Source organism: Glycomyces salinus, from assembly GCF_016428645.1.
Lineage (GTDB): Bacteria > Actinomycetota > Actinomycetes > Mycobacteriales > Micromonosporaceae > Glycomyces > Glycomyces salinus.
The window spans coordinates 49,993-65,671 of sequence record NZ_JAELXW010000011.1 but is presented as its reverse complement, the minus strand read 5'-3'; the positions used below and the strand labels follow the sequence as shown (position 1 = coordinate 65,671).

15 protein-coding genes are annotated in these 15,679 nt (G+C 72.3%); 7 read left to right on the top strand and 8 right to left on the bottom strand.

What is annotated here, in order from left to right; all coding sequences use genetic code 11:
* Positions 1-53 precede the first annotated feature (53 nt).
* Complete coding sequence (locus JFB92_RS04960; RefSeq protein WP_199035463.1) at positions 54-383, top strand: ArsR/SmtB family transcription factor; 330 nt, start codon at positions 54-56, stop codon at positions 381-383.
* Positions 383-1,087: a cation diffusion facilitator family transporter gene (locus JFB92_RS04955; protein WP_199035461.1), complete on the top strand. Its 705-nt coding sequence runs from the start codon at positions 383-385 to the stop codon at positions 1,085-1,087. The genes JFB92_RS04960 and JFB92_RS04955 overlap by 1 nt, the downstream gene beginning before the upstream one ends.
* Positions 1,088-1,136: 49 nt before the next feature.
* Here the strand turns inward: JFB92_RS04955 and JFB92_RS04950 are convergent, their stop codons facing one another.
* The 4 genes from JFB92_RS04950 to JFB92_RS04935 all read right to left on the bottom strand — a co-directional run bounded on the left by JFB92_RS04950 (position 1,137) and on the right by JFB92_RS04935 (position 5,086).
* The gene (locus JFB92_RS04950; RefSeq protein WP_199035453.1) at positions 1,137-1,850 is read right to left on the bottom strand and encodes a hypothetical protein; all 714 of its coding nucleotides are present in this window, start codon (positions 1,848-1,850) and stop codon (positions 1,137-1,139) included.
* A gap of 89 nt (positions 1,851-1,939) precedes the next feature.
* On the bottom strand, positions 1,940-2,977 hold the full coding sequence (locus tag JFB92_RS04945; protein ID WP_307789022.1) for a type III polyketide synthase: 1,038 nt from the start codon (positions 2,975-2,977) through the stop codon (positions 1,940-1,942).
* The gene (locus tag JFB92_RS04940) at positions 2,974-4,167 is read right to left on the bottom strand and encodes an acyl-CoA dehydrogenase family protein (RefSeq protein ID WP_199035449.1); all 1,194 of its coding nucleotides are present in this window, start codon (positions 4,165-4,167) and stop codon (positions 2,974-2,976) included. The genes JFB92_RS04945 and JFB92_RS04940 overlap by 4 nt, the downstream gene beginning before the upstream one ends.
* Before the next feature lie 82 nt (positions 4,168-4,249).
* A complete protein-coding gene (locus JFB92_RS04935) occupies positions 4,250-5,086 on the bottom strand; it encodes a UbiA family prenyltransferase (protein WP_199035447.1) in 837 nt (278 codons plus the stop codon).
* 26 nt (positions 5,087-5,112) lie between these two features.
* Between JFB92_RS04935 and JFB92_RS04930 the strand changes: the two genes are divergently transcribed.
* The 3 genes from JFB92_RS04930 to JFB92_RS04920 all read left to right on the top strand — a co-directional run bounded on the left by JFB92_RS04930 (position 5,113) and on the right by JFB92_RS04920 (position 8,232).
* Positions 5,113-5,841 (top strand): methyltransferase domain-containing protein, encoded by a 729-nt coding sequence (locus tag JFB92_RS04930; RefSeq protein WP_372451572.1) that lies wholly within the window; start codon positions 5,113-5,115, stop codon positions 5,839-5,841.
* Between the two features lie 109 nt (positions 5,842-5,950).
* Positions 5,951-6,544, top strand: coding sequence for a hypothetical protein (locus JFB92_RS04925; protein ID WP_199035443.1), 594 nt, complete (start codon positions 5,951-5,953; stop codon positions 6,542-6,544).
* A 1,145-nt stretch (positions 6,545-7,689) separates the two neighbouring features.
* A complete protein-coding gene (locus JFB92_RS04920; protein WP_199035441.1) occupies positions 7,690-8,232 on the top strand; it encodes an RDD family protein in 543 nt (180 codons plus the stop codon).
* 28 nt (positions 8,233-8,260) lie between these two features.
* Here the strand turns inward: JFB92_RS04920 and katG are convergent, their stop codons facing one another.
* From katG to JFB92_RS04900, 4 genes are all read right to left on the bottom strand, one after another.
* A complete protein-coding gene (gene katG, locus JFB92_RS04915; protein WP_199035440.1) occupies positions 8,261-10,492 on the bottom strand; it encodes a catalase/peroxidase HPI in 2,232 nt (743 codons plus the stop codon).
* A 157-nt stretch (positions 10,493-10,649) separates the two neighbouring features.
* On the bottom strand, positions 10,650-11,534 hold the full coding sequence (locus JFB92_RS04910; RefSeq protein ID WP_199035437.1) for a pirin family protein: 885 nt from the start codon (positions 11,532-11,534) through the stop codon (positions 10,650-10,652).
* 80 nt (positions 11,535-11,614) lie between these two features.
* On the bottom strand, positions 11,615-13,078 hold the full coding sequence (locus JFB92_RS04905; RefSeq protein ID WP_199035435.1) for a glycoside hydrolase family 43 protein: 1,464 nt from the start codon (positions 13,076-13,078) through the stop codon (positions 11,615-11,617).
* A gap of 102 nt (positions 13,079-13,180) precedes the next feature.
* Positions 13,181-13,939 carry a sulfite exporter TauE/SafE family protein gene (locus JFB92_RS04900; protein WP_199035433.1) on the bottom strand — a complete coding sequence of 253 codons (759 nt, stop codon included), beginning with the start codon at positions 13,937-13,939 and terminating at the stop codon, positions 13,181-13,183.
* A 170-nt stretch (positions 13,940-14,109) separates the two neighbouring features.
* On the opposite strand from JFB92_RS04900, the gene JFB92_RS04895 reads away from it, so the two are divergent.
* Both JFB92_RS04895 and JFB92_RS04890 read left to right on the top strand, forming a co-directional pair.
* Positions 14,110-14,784, top strand: a complete 675-nt coding sequence (locus JFB92_RS04895; protein ID WP_199035431.1) for a hypothetical protein — start codon at positions 14,110-14,112, stop codon at positions 14,782-14,784.
* A gap of 19 nt (positions 14,785-14,803) precedes the next feature.
* On the top strand, positions 14,804-15,676 hold the full coding sequence (locus JFB92_RS04890) for a glycoside hydrolase family 43 protein (RefSeq protein ID WP_199035429.1): 873 nt from the start codon (positions 14,804-14,806) through the stop codon (positions 15,674-15,676).
* Positions 15,677-15,679: the final 3 nt, after the last annotated feature.

Sequence of the window (15,679 nt, the reverse complement as noted above, 5' to 3'; positions counted from 1 at the left end):
AACCGTTTGATACATTGCTTGCTGAATACACGATTCCGTGTACTGTTGTATTCATGGAAACCCTTACCCACGGACAGGTCCTCGCCCGATTCGGGCACGCCCTGTCCGATCCGACCCGCGCCCGCCTGCTGCTCGCGCTGCGCGAGGCCCCCGGCTACCCGGCCGAGCTCGCCGAGCTGCTCGGCGTCTCACGCCAGTCCCTGTCGAACCACCTGGCCTGCCTGCGCGGCTGCGGCCTGGTCGTGGCCGCCCCCGAAGGCCGGCGCACCCGCTACGAACTGGCCGACCCTCGCCTGACCCACGCCCTGACCGACCTGCTCGGCACGGTCCTGGCCGTCGACCCGGCCGCCTGCGACGCCGCCGACGGCGAGGACTGCTGCTGATGGCGGCCCCGACACTCGCCCCGCTCACCGACGCCCGGCGTCGCCGCCTCACGAAGCTGGTGCGGCTGCTGGTCGCGGCCACCATCGCCTACAACCTCGTCGAGGCCGTCATCGCCATCTGGGCCGGCACGATCGCCTCCTCGGCCGCCCTGATCGGCTTCGGCCTCGACTCCCTGGTCGAGGTCTCCTCGGCCGCCGCCGTCGCCTGGCAGTTCTCGGCGATCGACCCCGAGGTCCGCGAGGCCCGGGAGCACCGCGCCCTGCGCGTCATCGCCATCTCGTTCTTCGCGCTGGCGGCCTATGTGACGATCGAAGCCCTTCGCACCCTCTTCGGCGCCGCCGAACCCGAGCACTCCACGGTCGGCCTGGTCTTGGCGGCCGTGTCGCTGGCGATCATGCCCGCGCTCTCGCTGACCCAGCGCCGCGTCGGACGCGAACTCGGCTCCACCAGCGCCGTCGCCGACTCCAAGCAGACCCTGCTGTGCACCTATCTGTCGGCGGTGGTCCTGATCGGCTTGGCCGCCAACAGCATCTTCGGCTTTTGGTGGGCCGACCCGGCTGCCGCCCTGGTGATCGCAGCCGTCGCGGTCAAGGAGGGCCGCGAGGCGTGGAAGGGCGATGCCTGCTGCTCCCCCGCCCTGCCGACCGGCCGCGAGGCCGAGACCGAAGAGGCGTGCCACGACGGTTGCTGCTCCCACGCCTGACCGGTCGGCGCGGCGGGACCGCTGGTCGGATCGCCGCCCGGCGGGGGCGTCAGTGTCCGCGGAGCCAGATCCGCAGCGGGCCGATCGGTTCGAATCCGTGGCGGCGGGCCGAGGCGAGGTCGTCGCCGTGCTCGTAGCCGACCGCGGGCAGACCGGGGAACAGCGTGTGGGCGGCCTCCAGTGCGACCGGCCAGGCCGAGTCGGTGTCGCCGCCGGTCGCGAAGAGGTTGGAGACGCCCACGACCGTGGCGCTGCGGCTCGCCACCGCGCCCGCGGCGATCCAGCCGTCGGCCGATCGCCCCGCGATCACGGCCGTGTCCCGGTCCTCCAGCAGCCCGGGGCGGAAGATTTCGGTGGCGGGACCGTCGTCGGCCCAGGCCAGCGCCCATTCCCGCAGTGTCTCCGGGTCGCGTACCGCGCTCCACGCGAATTGCGGCGGGGTGTCGGGCGGTCCGGCCGGGCGGTGAATCCACTGTGCTTCGAACAGAACGGTGAAGCCGTGTCCGGTCAGGTCGAGGTCGGCGAAGCTGTCCTTGACGCTGGCGCCGGGCGCGGCGGTGTCGATGCGGTCCACCAGGGCTCGGACGTCGGCGCGGGGCGCCAGCGTCACCGCGTCCGGGTAGAACTGGGGCGTACGGGCCGGGGCGGTCCACGCCTGCGGCCCGAACTCACTCGCCGTGCCGTGTGAGCGGGCGACGGCCGCGCACCATCCGGCGTTGTTGCGGGCGGCCGCCCGGATCAGGGTCTGCTTCGCTGGAGTCACGGATACCGATCATGCGGGTACCGGTCCGGCGAGTCAATCCGCTTTCCTCCGATTCGGCGGCCGTGGGGTCGGCGGACTCGCGGGCGGCATCACGGTTGGAGGAGCGCGGCGTACAAGGTCAGGCCGGGGCCGAAGGCCACGGCCACCATCGGTCCGGGCGGCGGGCCGTGCTCGAGCAGTTCCCGGATCACCAGCATGACGGTGACCGAGGAGCAGTTGCCGTGTTCAGCGAGGACGGTGCGGGATGCTTCGAGCGCCGAGGGGTCGAGGTCGAGTCCGTCGCGGACCGCGTCGAGGACCCTGGGCCCGCCGGGGTGCACCGCCCAGGAGCCCACATCGGACACTTCGAGTCCGTTCCGGGACAGCAGGTCCTTCACCACCGGTCCGATGTGCTCCCCGAGGACGTCGGGCACCCGCGGTGACAGGCCCATGCGGAAGCCGAGGTCGGTGACGTGCCAGGTCATGTGGTCGCTCTTGGCGGTGTCGGTGCGGGCGGCGAAGTCGACCACGCGCGGGCCGGGTCCCTCGTCGCCGGGCCGCAGCACGATCGCGGCCGCGGCGTCGGCGAACAGGGCGTGGGTGATCATCTGCTCGATCTCGCTCGACGGCGGTTGGAGGTGCAGCGAGGTCAGCTCCAGGCACAGCAGCACCGCGGGCCTGGATCGGGCCTGGACGTATTCGGCGGCCGCGCCGAGTCCGGGGATGGCGGCGTGGCAGCCCATGTGGCCCACCAGCAGCCGCCGCGCGTCCGGGGACAGCGGGAGCGAGCGCGCCAGTTCGATGTCGAGCCCGGGGGTGCCGTAGCCGGTGCACGAGACGACGGCCATCAGTCCGACCTCCTCGGCGTCGGTCTCGGCGTCGGCCAGGGCCTGGCGAACCGCGCTCAGGCCCAGCGGCGGCGCCCGCTCGATGAAGCGGCGCATCCGCTCTCCTGTGGACCAGGTGGTGACGGCCTGGAACTCGGCCGGGTCGGTCACCGAGTGGCGGCGGACCACGCCCGCGTCGGCGAAGACCCGCTTGGCGATCCGGTTGCCGGAGAAGTGCTCGCGGAAGGCGTTCCGCCACAGCAGGTCCTGTTCGTAGGCCGCAGGCAGGGCCGTGCCGAGTCCGGCGATCCTGGCGGTCACCACCGCGGCACCTGGGCGTCGCCGTCGGGGTCGTCGCCGAGCGCGGCCACGCCGAGCCAGTCGGCGCACACGTCGGAGGTGGCCGGTTGCAGTGCGCCGCAGCGGGCGTCGCGGAAGGTCCGCTCCAGCGGGTGGCCGCGTCGGCTCGCGGAGGTCCCGGCGGCCTCCAGCAGGGAGGAGGCGACCTGGGAGGCGGTGTCTCCGGCCAGGAGCTTGGCGCGCCAGACCCACAGGTTGGTGTCCTCGTCGCCGGGGTGGGAGTCGATGCGCGCGGCGGCTTCGGCCACGGCCAGTTCGGCGGCGGCCACCGCCGCGTCGGCGCGTCCGAGGCGGGCGCGCGCTCCGGCGAGCGAGCCGAGTCCGCGTTCGCGCAGGTGCTCGGCGGCGGCGTCCACGGCGGCGCGGGCGACGCCGACGTAGACCGCGGAGTAGGAGGCCACCAGCCACTGCGGCATGGCCTCGGCCAGGATCAGCGTCAGGCCCTCCTTGCCGCCCAGGAGCGCGTCCGGTCCGACTTCGACGTCGAAGTGGACGTCGTGGCTTCCGGTGGCGCGCATGCCCAGCGAGTCCCAGGTCTGCTCGACGCGGACGCCCTCCGCGGCCGGGACGAGGAAGTAGGAGACCTTCGGGTCCTCGGCTTCGGCGTCGCGCGCGGTCACCAGGTAGGCGTCGGCGTGCCCGGCGCCGGAGACGAACGCCTTGCTGCCGGTGATCCGGTAGCCGCTGCCGGTGGCCCGGTAGGCGGTGCGGGTCCGCGAGAGCCGCGATCCGGTGCCGCGCTCGCTCATGGCGACCGCGTACAGCGCGCCTGCGGCCGCGTCGGCGAGGGCCTTGTCTCGGGCGGCGAAGTAGCGGTCGGGGGCGCCGAGGTAGCGCACCAGCTCGTCGGGGGTCTGGGCCAGGGCGCCGGTGACCGAGGCGTGCATGTTGAACACCAGCGCGGTCGCGCCCGCGCCGCGCCCGAGTTCGGCGGCCACGCGGGCGTATCCGGCGAAGGAGGCCCCGAAGCCGCCGAGGCGGGAGGGGACCATCAGGCCCAGCAGGCCCGCTTCGCGCAGGTCGGCGAAATCGTCCTCGGGGAACAGGCCCCGCCGGTCGTGCTCGGCCGCGCGCTCGGCCAGGCGCGGAGACAGTTCCCGTGCCAGGGTCAGCGCACGTCGTTCGTCCTCGAGCGTTTCCGTTGTCGCCATTGGCGCTCACTCCTCGGGGGGTGGGTCGTCGCGCTCTGTCGAGTGTCCTCCGGAATCAGGGCTTCGGCAAGGACCGGCCGCGTCAGGCGACGGGCACGCCGGTTCCCAGCAGCAGCGCGACGTCGATGAGCGCCACCAGGATCACCGCGTGGAAGGCCGCTCGGGAGCGCGGCCTGCGGCCGAAGATGAGACCGGCGGCCAGCACCGCCGCCGAGACCGGCACTGCCGCCAGCGCCAGGGCCGAGGGCGGGCCGGGCGGACCGAAGGCCAGCAGGACCGAGGCGGTCAGCACCAGCGCGGCGGCGATGAGTTGACTCGCGTTGGGCCCCAAGCGGTGCGGCAGGCCGCGCACGCCGGTGGCGGCGTCGTCGTCCAGGTCGGGCAGGACGTTCGCGAAGTGCGCTCCGCATCCCAGGGCCGCCCCGGCGGCGAACAGCCAGATCGGCGGGAACGCCCCGCCGGGGGCGCCGAGCGAGACGAACGCCGTCAGCAGTCCGAACGAGACCGCATACGGCAGCACCGAGAGCGCGGTGGCCTTGACGCCGAGGTCGTAGGCCCAGGCGAAGACGAGGGCGATCACGTGGGCCCCTCCTGCGGCGAGCCCGGACAGCAGAGAAAGGACCACGGCGGCGACGGCGGCCGCCGCCACGGCGACCCGCACGGGCCCGGGGCCGATCTCCCCCGCCGCCACCGGTTTCCCGGGGCGCCCGACCTGGGCGTCCCGCGGCGCGTCGACCAGGTCGTTGAGCCAGCCGACGGACAACTGTCCGGCCAGGACGGCCGCGGTCGCGGCGAACGCGGCGGCCACCGGCCGGCCCGTACCGGCGATGAGCCCGGCGGCCACGGCCGTGACCCCGAGCGCGGGCAGCGGATGGCAGGAGCGGGCCAGAGCCCAGGTCCCCGCCAGAGTCAGCCGCACATCCGCAAGTGTGCCATCCTGGGGTGATGGGCGGAACCGCCGCGCGGCCAAGGAAGCGACCGGTGCCCAATGACCCTGCGCTCTATGAGGAGCTGGCGGACGAGTGGTGGCGGCCGCGCGGGAAGTTCGCGATGCTGCACTGGCTGGCCGCCGCTCGGGCCGAGATGATTCCGCCTGCGCCGCGGCCGGGTGCGGTGCTGGTGGACCTGGGGTGCGGGGCCGGGCTCTTGGCGCCGCGCTTGGAGGGCAAGGGGTACCGGCATATCGGGGTGGACCGGTCGCCGAGCGCGGTCGCGCTGGCCGCCGAGCAGGGGGTGGCGGCGGTGCGCGGGGACGTGCTGGCCGTTCCGTTGGCGGACGGGTGCGCCGACGTGGTGGCGGCCGGGGAGATCCTGGAGCACGTCCCGGATCTGCCGCTGGCGGTGTCGGAGGCGTGCCGCCTGCTGCGTCCCGGCGGTCTGGTGGTGATCGACACTCTCGCGGACACGTTGCTGTGCCGGCTCATCGCGATCGGCGTGGCCGAGCGGCTGCGGGGCCTGGCCCCGCGCGGCGTCCACGACCCGGATCTGCTGGTCGACCGCGACGAGCTGGTCGCCGAGTGCGCCGGGCACGGAGTGGAACTGGAACTGCGCGGCATCAGGCCGTCAATAGTGGACTTCGCGGCATGGCTGGCGGGCCGCAGACCGGCTGTCCGAATGCTCGGCGCGCCGACCACGGCGGTCCTGTTCCAGGCGTGGGGCCGCAAGCTCCCCTGAGCAGCCGGGACCGGCCCGGACCGGCCGACCACGACCTGAAGCCGGGACCCCTCTCGCGGCTCCCGGGCTAGTTTCGACTCACCTGTCAGACCTTCCCCGAGGAGAGCACATGGGCTGGTTCAAGAAGCGCCGCTCCGATGACGCCGGGCCGATCGTCTTCGCGACCCGCGCCGAAGCCGAAGCGGCCGAGGCGAAGCAGGCCGCGGCCGGGCTGGAACCCGGGTACGGGAGTCTGCGCAATGCCAGCGGCACCTACTACGTGTTCCGGGGCAGCGACACCGAGAAGGCCAAGCAGTACCTGCGTGACGAGATCGATGTGGTCCGCGAACTGATCTATTACGTAGTCGAAACCCCGAACGGCAACTGGGGCAAGGATATCGATGGCTTGTACCTGGAGAACCTGCTCCCATGGCAACGGAACGTCGCCGCTGCCGATCATAAGGGCGACATCATCGGCGTGGTGACCGGTGCGGCCGGTTTCGTCGCCATCGACAACGGCAGCGGCGATAACTTCATCGTCGGTGTGCGCTGCGGCAACTGTGAGCACGAATGGGAGGACGGCGTGCGGTACCAGAGTTTCACCGCAGTCAGATGCCCCTCTTGCGCCGCCCTGAACAGCATCGACAGCAGGGGCATCAAGTACCGGCGATACGGAGACGGCGTGGTCACCTCCTACGATGTCCGAGCCGACGGCACCATCTAGCTCGCACTACGCCCGGGGAGTTGCCGGGGCCTGGCTCGGTGCCGGTGGCGTGTGCCGGGCGGGCCGGCGACCGGCGGCCTCGACGGCGCGCGGGCGAGTGCGAGCCGCTCGGCTGCGCGGTGGCGCCGACGGTACCGGCCGGGGTGGGAGCGTGTCCGTGGCGTCGGTCATGGCGGTCTCACCTCCGTTCCGGGTGTGGGAAACTGCTGCTGTAGGCGGTCGGTCCAGCCCGTGACCGGTGTCGGCTATTTGCCGTCGCAGGTGCTGCTCGGGCCCGGTCGATTCTGGCCGGTGGCCGGTCCGGCAGCAACGCAGTCGGTCCTGGCCGGTAGCCGGTGCTGCGCTCGCCCGGTGGGACTGACCGGAGGACGAAGACGCTCCTCGGCCTGTCCGGTGCCTCCTTTCAGTCTCGGTGGTGGTGCTGCTCGCGGCCGGTTGGCGCGGGCAGGGCTCATCGCTGGACGGGCGCGGTGGCCCGGTCAGCGGTGGCGGTGATGCGCGCGCGGCTCAGGCTATGGTCGGCCCTGCGCCGCTTCCACGCGGTGTGCCTCGTTCGGAGCACTCGCCGCCGGGTCGGGGTGATCCCGACCGGGCCGTCTCCCACCCAATCACGCCGGGTTCGGCGTAGAACGCTGCGGGACCCGATAGCACGTGGGGTTGAGACCGTTCCGGGCCCGTCTGCTACTGCGGGGCCGGTGGTCTCGGCATCGGTCAGGTTGCCGGCTCGGCCAGAGGCTTGTCGCAGTCTGCTTACACCTGTCCGACTCCTGATCGAATGCCATATCCCTGTGCGTATCTCTATTATCCCCGGTTCAAGCCCGGCCCGCATCACCCGACCGGGGCGAAGACATTCACATTCGGCACCGGACCCACACGGCTGCAAAAGGATCGGGCCGCTCCGTGCCCCGCGGTCGGGAGTGTCGCCGCACCGAGTCCCCCGGTTCGATCGTGCCCGGCCGATGCGACAACCGACACTGATCGCTGAGCACGAAGCTTCAGGTGCCAGGCGCCTGGGGTCGGGCACGGTGCTGGCCCGCCGTCCGCCCGAAGCGCACCGAGCACGGCGGTCCTGTTCCAGGCTTAGGGTCGCAAGCGGCTTTGAACGGTCGGGACCGGTCCCGGCAGACCGGTGAGAGCCTCGAGCGGTGACCGAACAGCTCCCGCCTCCGCTCTCCAGCTACTCGCTCCGCATCGTGGCGCGGCTCGTCGACGGGATCGCCGTGCTGGGGCTCATCGCGCTCCTCGGCTGCGTGTTGAGCATCCCGGCGGTGCTCGCGAACTCGGAGGCGGAGAGCGACAGTTTCGGCTCCGTCGCGTTCATCGGTGTCCTGGTCGGCTTGGTGGTCGGGGTCCCGCTGTACGAGGCGGGCCTTACCGCCGGGGGGCGGACGACGGCGGGCAAGTGGGCCATGAAGATCAGGGTCGTGCGGATCGACGACGGAGGGCCGCTGCCGTTCGGGCGGGCGCTGGCGCGCACCGTCGTGTACTGGATGCTGTGGCTGACCGTCATCGGATTCTGGCTCAACGCGATGTACGTGCTGGCGGATCGGACGAACCGCAGAGGCATCCACGACCTGGTCGCGGGCTCGGTCGTGGTCTACACCGAGGACGTCCCGGACGCGCGGCGGGCCGTGTTCGGGGCGCCCGGCGGGCCGGGAAGAGACGGGCGACGGCGGCGGGGCCGGTGAGGCTCCGCCGCCGTGATCGCGTCGGTTGTCAGTCGAGGTCGAAGCGGTCGAGGTTCATGACCTTGGTCCAGGCGGCGACGAAGTCGCGCACGAACTTCTCCTTCGCGTCGTCGCCAGCGTAGACCTCGGCGACCGCCCGCAGCTCGGAGTTGGAGCCGAAGACGAGGTCGGCACGGCTGCCGGTCCACTTGGCCGCACCGGTCTTCGCGTCGCGGCCCTCGAAGGTCTGGGAGTCCTCGGAGGTCGGCGACCAGGTCGTGCCCATGTCGAGCAGGTTCACGAAGAAGTCGTTGGTCAGCGTCCCGGGCCGGTCGGTGAGCACGCCGAGCTCCGAGCCCTGGAAGTTCGCCCCCAGCACGCGCAGGCCGCCGATGAGGACGGTCATCTCCGGCGCGGTCAGGGTCAGCAGGTTGGCCCTGTCGACCAGCGCGAACTCGGCCGGGACCGGCAGGTCCTTGGCGAGGTAGTTGCGGAAGCCGTCCACGACCGGCTCCAGCGGTGCGAACGACTCGACGTCGGTCTGCGCCTGGGTGGCGTCGGCGCGACCGGGCGCGAAGGGCACCTCGATGTCGAAGCCGGCGTTCGCGGCGGCCTGCTCGACGGCGGCGGACCCGCCGAGGACGATCAGGTCGGCCAGCGAGACGCGCTTGCCGCCGGTCTGGGCGGCGTTGAACTCCGCTTGGACACCTTCGAGCGCGCTCAGGACGACCGCGAGCCGTTCGGGCTCGTTGACCTCCCAGCCGTTCTGCGGTTCGAGGCGGATGCGCGCGCCGTTGGCGCCGCCGCGCTTGTCGCTGCCGCGGAACGAGGAGGCCGCGGCCCACGCGGTGGACACCAGGTCGGCGGGTTCGACGCCCGAGGCAAGGACGCGGGCCTTGAGTCCGGCGACGTCGTCGGCGGCGATCAGCTCGTGGTCGACCGCGGGCAGCGGGTCCTGCCAGATCAGCTGCTCGTCCGGCACCTCGGGGCCGAGGTAGCGGACGATCGGGCCCATGTCGCGGTGGGTCAGCTTGAACCAGGCGCGCGCGAAGGCGTCGGCCAGTTCGTCCGGGTGCTCCAGGAAGTGCCGCGAGATCGGCTCGTAGACCGGGTCGAAGCGCAGTGAGAGGTCGGTGGTCAGCATCGTCGGGGCGTGCTTCTTGGACGGGTCGTACGCGTCGGGCACGGTTCCGGCGCCCGCTCCGTCCTTGGGCCGCCACTGGTGCGCCCCGCCCGGGCTCTGGGTCAACTCCCATTCGTAGCCGAACAGGATCTCCAGGAAGCTGTTGTCCCACTTGGTCGGGGTGCCTGTCCAGATGCCTTCGAGGCCGCTGGTGATCGCGTCGGCGCCCGTGCCGGTGCCGTGGGCGTTCTTCCAGCCCAGGCCCATCGCCTCCATGGGGGCCCCTTCGGGTTCGGGGCCGACGCCGTCGTCGGGGGAGGCCCCGTGGGTCTTGCCGAATGTGTGGCCGCCGACGATCAGGGCGACGGTCTCCTCGTCGTTCATGGCCATGCGGCGGAACGTCTCGCGGATGTCGCGGGCGGCGGCGATCGGGTCGGGCTCGCCGTTCGGGCCCTCCGGGTTGACGTAGATCAGGCCCATCTGGACGGCCGCGAGCGGTTCCTCGAGTTCGCGGTCGCCGCTGTAGCGGGCGTCTTCGAGCCAGGTCGTCTCGGGGCCCCAGTAGACGTCCTCCTCGGGTTCCCAGACGTCCTCGCGGCCGCCGCCGAAGCCGAAGGTCTTGAAGCCCATCGATTCGAGTGCCACGTTGCCGGTGAGGATCATCAGGTCGGCCCAGGAGATCTTCTGCCCGTACTTCTGCTTCACCGGCCACAGCAGGCGGCGGGCCTTGTCGAGGCTGACGTTGTCGGGCCAGCTGTTGAGCGGCGCGAACCGCTGCTGCCCGGCGCCGGCGCCGCCGCGGCCGTCGCTGATGCGGTAGGTTCCGGCGCTGTGCCAGGCCATGCGGATCATCAGGGGGCCGTAGTGGCCGAAGTCGGCGGGCCACCAGTCCTGGGAGTCGGTGAGGACCTCGGCGATGTCCCGCTTGACGGCGGGCAGGTCGAGGCTTTCGAAGGCCGCGGCGTAGTCGAAGTCCTCGCCGAGCGGATTGGTCTCGGCCGGGTTCTTGGCCAGCAGTTTGAGGTTGAGGCGATCGGGCCACCAGCCTCGGTTGCCGCCGCCCTGGGACGGGAGCGGGGCCCGCCCGTGGTTCACGGGGCAGCGCGGCTCGTCGCCGGTTTCCAGTGCGCCGTCGTTGTGGTCATGCTCGTCAGACATGGAGATCCTTCCGGACTAGTTGTTCCACGGTGCTCTGGAAGGGTTTTGGTCCCACACTACCCACAGGTACGCCGGCTAGTACCGGTGGCTGGGACCTGTCCACACCCGGAATCGCCCCGCTTCGGCACCGAGGTCCGGGTTCGCGCGTTTCGGCCGCTCAGAGGTCGAAGTCGAGCCGGGCCCGGCGCGGCACGTCGCCGAAGGCCCCGGCGTGGAAGTCGCGGAACGCCTCGCTGATCTCGGACCTGGTGTTCATCACGAACGGGCCGCCGAAGGCGACCGGCTCGCGCAGCGGCGTGCCGCTGTAGACCATGACCCGCGCGGGCGCGTCACCGTCGGGGACCGACAGGTGCAGGGTCGTGGTCTCGGCCGCGCCGACCGGGTCGGACCAGCCGATCTGCCCGGCGGCGAGCTCGCGGCCGCCGACCAGGACCGGCCCGGCGGCGACGTGGGCGAACAGGCGGTGCTCGGCGGGGACGGTCAGTTCGTAGGAGGCGAGCGGGTCGAGGGTGGCGAGCAGGCCCTGCACCGACTGGTGGGTCTCGGCCCGGCCGCTGACGCCGCCGACGGTGCCGGCGTGGACGTCGATGACGGCGCCGGGCGCGTGGATCTGCGGCATGGTCGCGCGGGTGAGGTCCTGGTACCGCGAGGCGGTCATCTTCTTGGACTTGGGCAGGTTGAGCCACAGCTGCATCGTGTGCGCGTGCTCGTTGCGGTAGGCCAGTTCGCGGTGGATGATGCCGTGTCCGGCGGTCATCCACTGCACTTCGCCCGGCTCGAGCGCCCCGGCGTTGCCGAGGTTGTCGCCGTGTTCGAGCACGCCGTCGACGACGAGTGTGACCGTCTCCAGGCCGCGGTGCGGGTGCCATTCGAAGCCGGGTTCGGAGAACCAGTCCTCGGCCATGATCAGGAACGGGTCGGTCAGGGCCGGGTCGGCCGGGGCGAACGCGATCGCCTTGTCGTCGACCTGGGAGTCCGGGCCCAGGCGCTGGCTGTCGTCGACCCGGTTCAGGGTCCGCTGGAGTGTCGCTGGGCTGTTCATGGTCGCTTCCCGTCGTCGCGGATCGGCTGTCTACCACAGGAACATACGTGATCTGTCATCTATTCCGCCGGGTGCGCCGGTCAGGCCGTCGGCTCGTACCCCACCGAGAGGACCCGGGAAGGCGCGGCAGCGGCCGAGACCGCGAGCGTTCTCCCGGTGAAGCCGGTGGCGACCTCGGTGGACAGGTAGCGGCCGTCCATGCGCCCCAGCTCCTCGAACGCCTCGCCGTCGCCGAAGGCGAGCACGATCTCATCCGGGCCGACGCGGGTGGGGAAGACGCCCTCGGACTCGGGCCGGAACGCCTCGATGCGCAGCACCGACCGCTCCTCCGGGCACGGGGCCGAGCCGAGCCGGTGGAGGAGGCCGCCGATGCGGACCTCGGCGCGCACCTGCCCGTCCTCCCAGGTCAGCCCGTACCAGTGGCGGTCGTCGATCCCGACCTGGAAGCGCCCGGCCCCGGCCAGGACCGCCTCGGCCCTCCAGCTCAGGTCGCGGACGCGCGCGCTCAGCAGGCCGGGGGCGCCGTCCGGGGCGTCGCGCAGTTCCAGTCCCCCGTCGGGGTGCGGCCGGGCGATCGAGTCGGGTTCGGCTCCCGGCGCGACCCAGCGGGGATCGAGACCGGGCCCGGTGAAGTCGTCGGTGAAGGCCGTGTCGGCCCCGGGCGCCCGGTGGCGCTCCTCGTCGAAGACCGGCCAGCCGTCGACCCAGTCGACCCCGGCCAGGAAGGTCTCGCGGCCCAGGACGTGGAAGTGCGGGGTGAACCCGAGCGGGCGCACCGCCAGGTAGACCGCCGCCCACTCCCCCTCGGGGGTCTGGACCAGGTCGGCGTGGCCGGTGTTCTGCACCGGGTGCGGGGTGCTGCGGTGGCTGAACACGGGGTTGTCCGGGCACGGCTCGAACGGCCCGGCCGGGCTCTCGCCGCGCGCGACGGTGACGGTGTGCCCGCGTTCGGTGCCGCCCTCGGCCAGGATCAGGTACCACCGCTCGCCGATCCGGTACAGGTGCGGGGCCTCGGGCGCGTGGAGGCCGAGGCCCTGCCAGACCGGGTAGGGCTCGCTCTTGAACATCCCGGTCTCGGGGTCGAGGCGGACCTGGAAGATCCCGTCGCCCTCGCCACCGGCGACCGTCCCCTTCCAGGTCAGGAAGCATTCGCCGTCCTCGTCCCAGCAAAGGTCGGGGTCGATGCCGAGCGCTTCCCGGACGAACACCGGCTCGCTCCACGACCCGGCCGGATCGGCGGCGGTCACGATCGTCTGGCCCGGCTCGGAGCCGCCGACGTTGGTGGTGACGAACCAGAACCGGCCGCCGTGGTGGCGCAGCGTCGAGCCGTAGATCCCGCCGGAGGGGCGGCCGTCGCCGCGCTCGAACTGGCTGCGCCGGTCCAGGATGTTCCCGATCTGACGCCAGGTCACCAGGTCGCGGCTGTGGAAGATCGGCGCGCCGGGAAAGTACTCGAAACTCGAGTTCGCCAGGTAGTAGTCGTCCCCGACCCGGCAGATCGTCGGGTCGGGGTAGAACCCGGGAATGATCGGCGTCGCTGACATCTCCAACCACCGTTCCAGATAAGAGGGACTCCGCGGGCCGCCGCCGAACCGGGATTCGCCGGGAGGCACGACCAATCCTTCCACGCGCGGGCGCGGCCCCGCTCAGATGATGAGCAGCCCCGCGCCCACTCCCGAGAGCACGAGCGTCGCGATCTCGAACTGGCGCTGGTCGACCCGGTGCACCAGCGCCCGGCCCGCGAAGGCGCCCAAGGCGACGGCGGGGACCAGCGCCGCGGCCAGCGCGAGCGTGTGCCAGGTGGTCAGGCCCAGGGCGGCGCTGAAGGGGACCTTGAACAGGTTCACCGAGAAGAAGAACCACGCCATCGTCCCCAGGAACCGCAGCTTCGAGAAGCCCGACAGCATCAGGTAGAGCACCATGACCGGCCCGGCCGCGTTGGCGACCATCGTCGCCGCCCCGGCCGCGACCCCGGCTCCGGCGGCGGCGCTCCTGCGCGCGAGCCCGCTCGGCGGCCTCGCCTCCGCCGGACTCGGGCGGAGCTTCGAGTAGACCTGCATCGCCAGCAGCGCCAGCAGGATCGTCCCGATCACGACGCGCATGTGCGAGTCGTCGGCGAACCACAGCACGACCGCGCCGACCCCGACACCGGCCACGACCCACGGGGCGAGCCCGACCAGCACCGGCCACTCCACGTGGTGGCGGTAGAAGCGGATCGCGAACAAGTCGGCCACGATCAAGACCGGCAGCAGCGCCCCGGTCGACTCCTTGGCCGGGATGACCGTCGCGAACAGCAGGATCGCCAGCGAGGCGACGCCGCCGAACCCGGTCTTGGCGAAGCCGACCAGGGCCGCGCCCAGCGCCAGCAGGAGCCAGGCCGACGGCTCGGTGGGGAATGCGCTCATGAGTGGTCATCTTTCACTCCCGTGCGGTCGCCGCGAAGGGCGGCCGCGCCCCGGTGCCCTGGACGACTCGACCGGCGCGTCCGAGTCCCCGGCCGGGCCGGGGGCCTTTGATAGCGTTGTCGGTCACCGCGTCGCAGCGGAGGAGCCCCCGAACGATCCGGCTTGGTGATATGAGTCTTACCGCGGTCCTGATTTCCAGCCCGTTCCTCGGCCCGGCCGTATGGTCCGGGGTCGAGGCCGAACTGCGCGAGGGCTTCGGGACGCCCGCGACCACGGTGGCGGTCCACGACTCGGACGCCTCTGACCCGGACGCGATCCTGGCCGCCCTGCGCGAGCGACTGCCGCCCGGCGAGGAGCTCCTGCTCGTCCCCCACAGCAACGCGGGCCTGTACGCACCGGCGCTGGCGCTCGACGCCCCGAGGCGCCGGGTGGTGTTCGTCGACGCGATCCTGCCGCCGCCGAACGGGACCCTGCCCGTGGCCCCGCCGGGCCTGCGCGACGCGCTCGCGGCCGAGGCCGACGAGGACGGGCTGCTGCCTCCCTGGACCGGATGGTGGCCCGAGCGGGTCGTCGACGAGCTGTTCCCCGACGCCGCGACCAAGGCGAGCGTCGAGGCCGGCCAGCGGCGCATGCCGCTGGCCTATCTGGACGCCCGCGTCGAGGTCCCCGACGGATGGGACCGGGCCCCGGCCGCCTACCTGGCGTTCGGCGACGCCTACGCCGACGAGCGGGACGACGCCCGGAGCCGCGGGTGGCCGGTCGAGACGATGGACGGCGGCCACCTGCACATGCTGCGGGAACCGGCGGCCGTGGCGGCGGCGATCATCCGCCTGGCCGCCGCCTGACCGCGACGAGAGGACGACAGTGCCCGCACTGAGCGACATCCAGATCCGCGACCCGTTCGTGCTCCGCGTGCCCGAACGGGACCGCTACTACCTGTTCGGCAGCACCGACCCGGACATCTGGAGCGGACCGGCGACCGGGTTCGACACGTACTGGAGCACCGACCTGGCCGATTGGCACGGCCCGATCCCGGCCTTCCGGCCCGGCCCGGACTTCTGGTCGCGCACCCAGTACTGGGCGCCGGAGGTGCACCGCTTCGGCGGGGCGTACTACATGTTCGCGACGTTCACGGCCGAAGGGCACTGCCGCGGCACCCAGGTACTCCGGTCCGAAAACCCCGAGGGCCCGTACGAGCCCTGGTCGGACGGCCCCCTGACGCCCCGCGACTGGGAATGCCTCGACGGCACCCTCCACGTCGAGGACGGCGAACCCCACATGGTGTTCTGCCACGAGTGGAAGGACGTCGGCGACGGCGAGATCCGCTCGGTGCGGCTGACCCCGGACCTGCGCGGGACGATCGGCGAACCGGAATTGCTGTTCACCGCCTCCCAGGCACCGTGGGCGCGCCCGCTCGACAGGCCGGGGCCGACCGCCCACGTCACCGACGGGCCCTTCCTGCACCGCAACTCCGACGGCCGGCTGCTGATGCTCTGGTCGAGCATGGGCGAGGACGGCTACGCCCTCGGGGTCGCCGCCTCCGAGACCGACCGCCTGCACGGACCCTGGCGGCAGGCCCACAAGCCGCTGTGGCCGGCCGACGGCGGCCACGGGATGGTCTTCGAGGACGCGACCGGACGGCTGCTGCTGGCGCTCCACCGGCCGAACCGGACCCCCGAGGAGCGGGCCCGCTTCATCGAGGTCGAGGAGGTCCCCGGCGGCATGGCCCTGCGGTGAGCG

Excerpts from the sequence above, each read along its gene's own strand:
- JFB92_RS04960 (WP_199035463.1), top strand. The coding sequence starts at position 54 with ATGGAAACCCTTACCCACGGACAGGTCCTCGCCCGATTCGGGCACGCC.
- JFB92_RS04955 (WP_199035461.1), top strand. The coding sequence starts at position 383 with ATGGCGGCCCCGACACTCGCCCCGCTCACCGACGCCCGGCGTCGCCGC.
- JFB92_RS04940 (WP_199035449.1), bottom strand. The coding sequence starts at position 4,167 with ATGGCGACAACGGAAACGCTCGAGGACGAACGACGTGCGCTGACCCTG.
- JFB92_RS04930 (WP_372451572.1), top strand. The coding sequence starts at position 5,113 with ATGGGCGGAACCGCCGCGCGGCCAAGGAAGCGACCGGTGCCCAATGAC.
- JFB92_RS04925 (WP_199035443.1), top strand. The coding sequence starts at position 5,951 with ATGGGCTGGTTCAAGAAGCGCCGCTCCGATGACGCCGGGCCGATCGTC.
- katG (WP_199035440.1), bottom strand. The coding sequence starts at position 10,492 with ATGTCTGACGAGCATGACCACAACGACGGCGCACTGGAAACCGGCGAC.
- JFB92_RS04910 (WP_199035437.1), bottom strand. The coding sequence starts at position 11,534 with ATGAACAGCCCAGCGACACTCCAGCGGACCCTGAACCGGGTCGACGAC.
- JFB92_RS04905 (WP_199035435.1), bottom strand. The coding sequence starts at position 13,078 with ATGTCAGCGACGCCGATCATTCCCGGGTTCTACCCCGACCCGACGATC.
- JFB92_RS04900 (WP_199035433.1), bottom strand. The coding sequence starts at position 13,939 with ATGAGCGCATTCCCCACCGAGCCGTCGGCCTGGCTCCTGCTGGCGCTG.
- JFB92_RS04895 (WP_199035431.1), top strand. The coding sequence starts at position 14,110 with ATGAGTCTTACCGCGGTCCTGATTTCCAGCCCGTTCCTCGGCCCGGCC.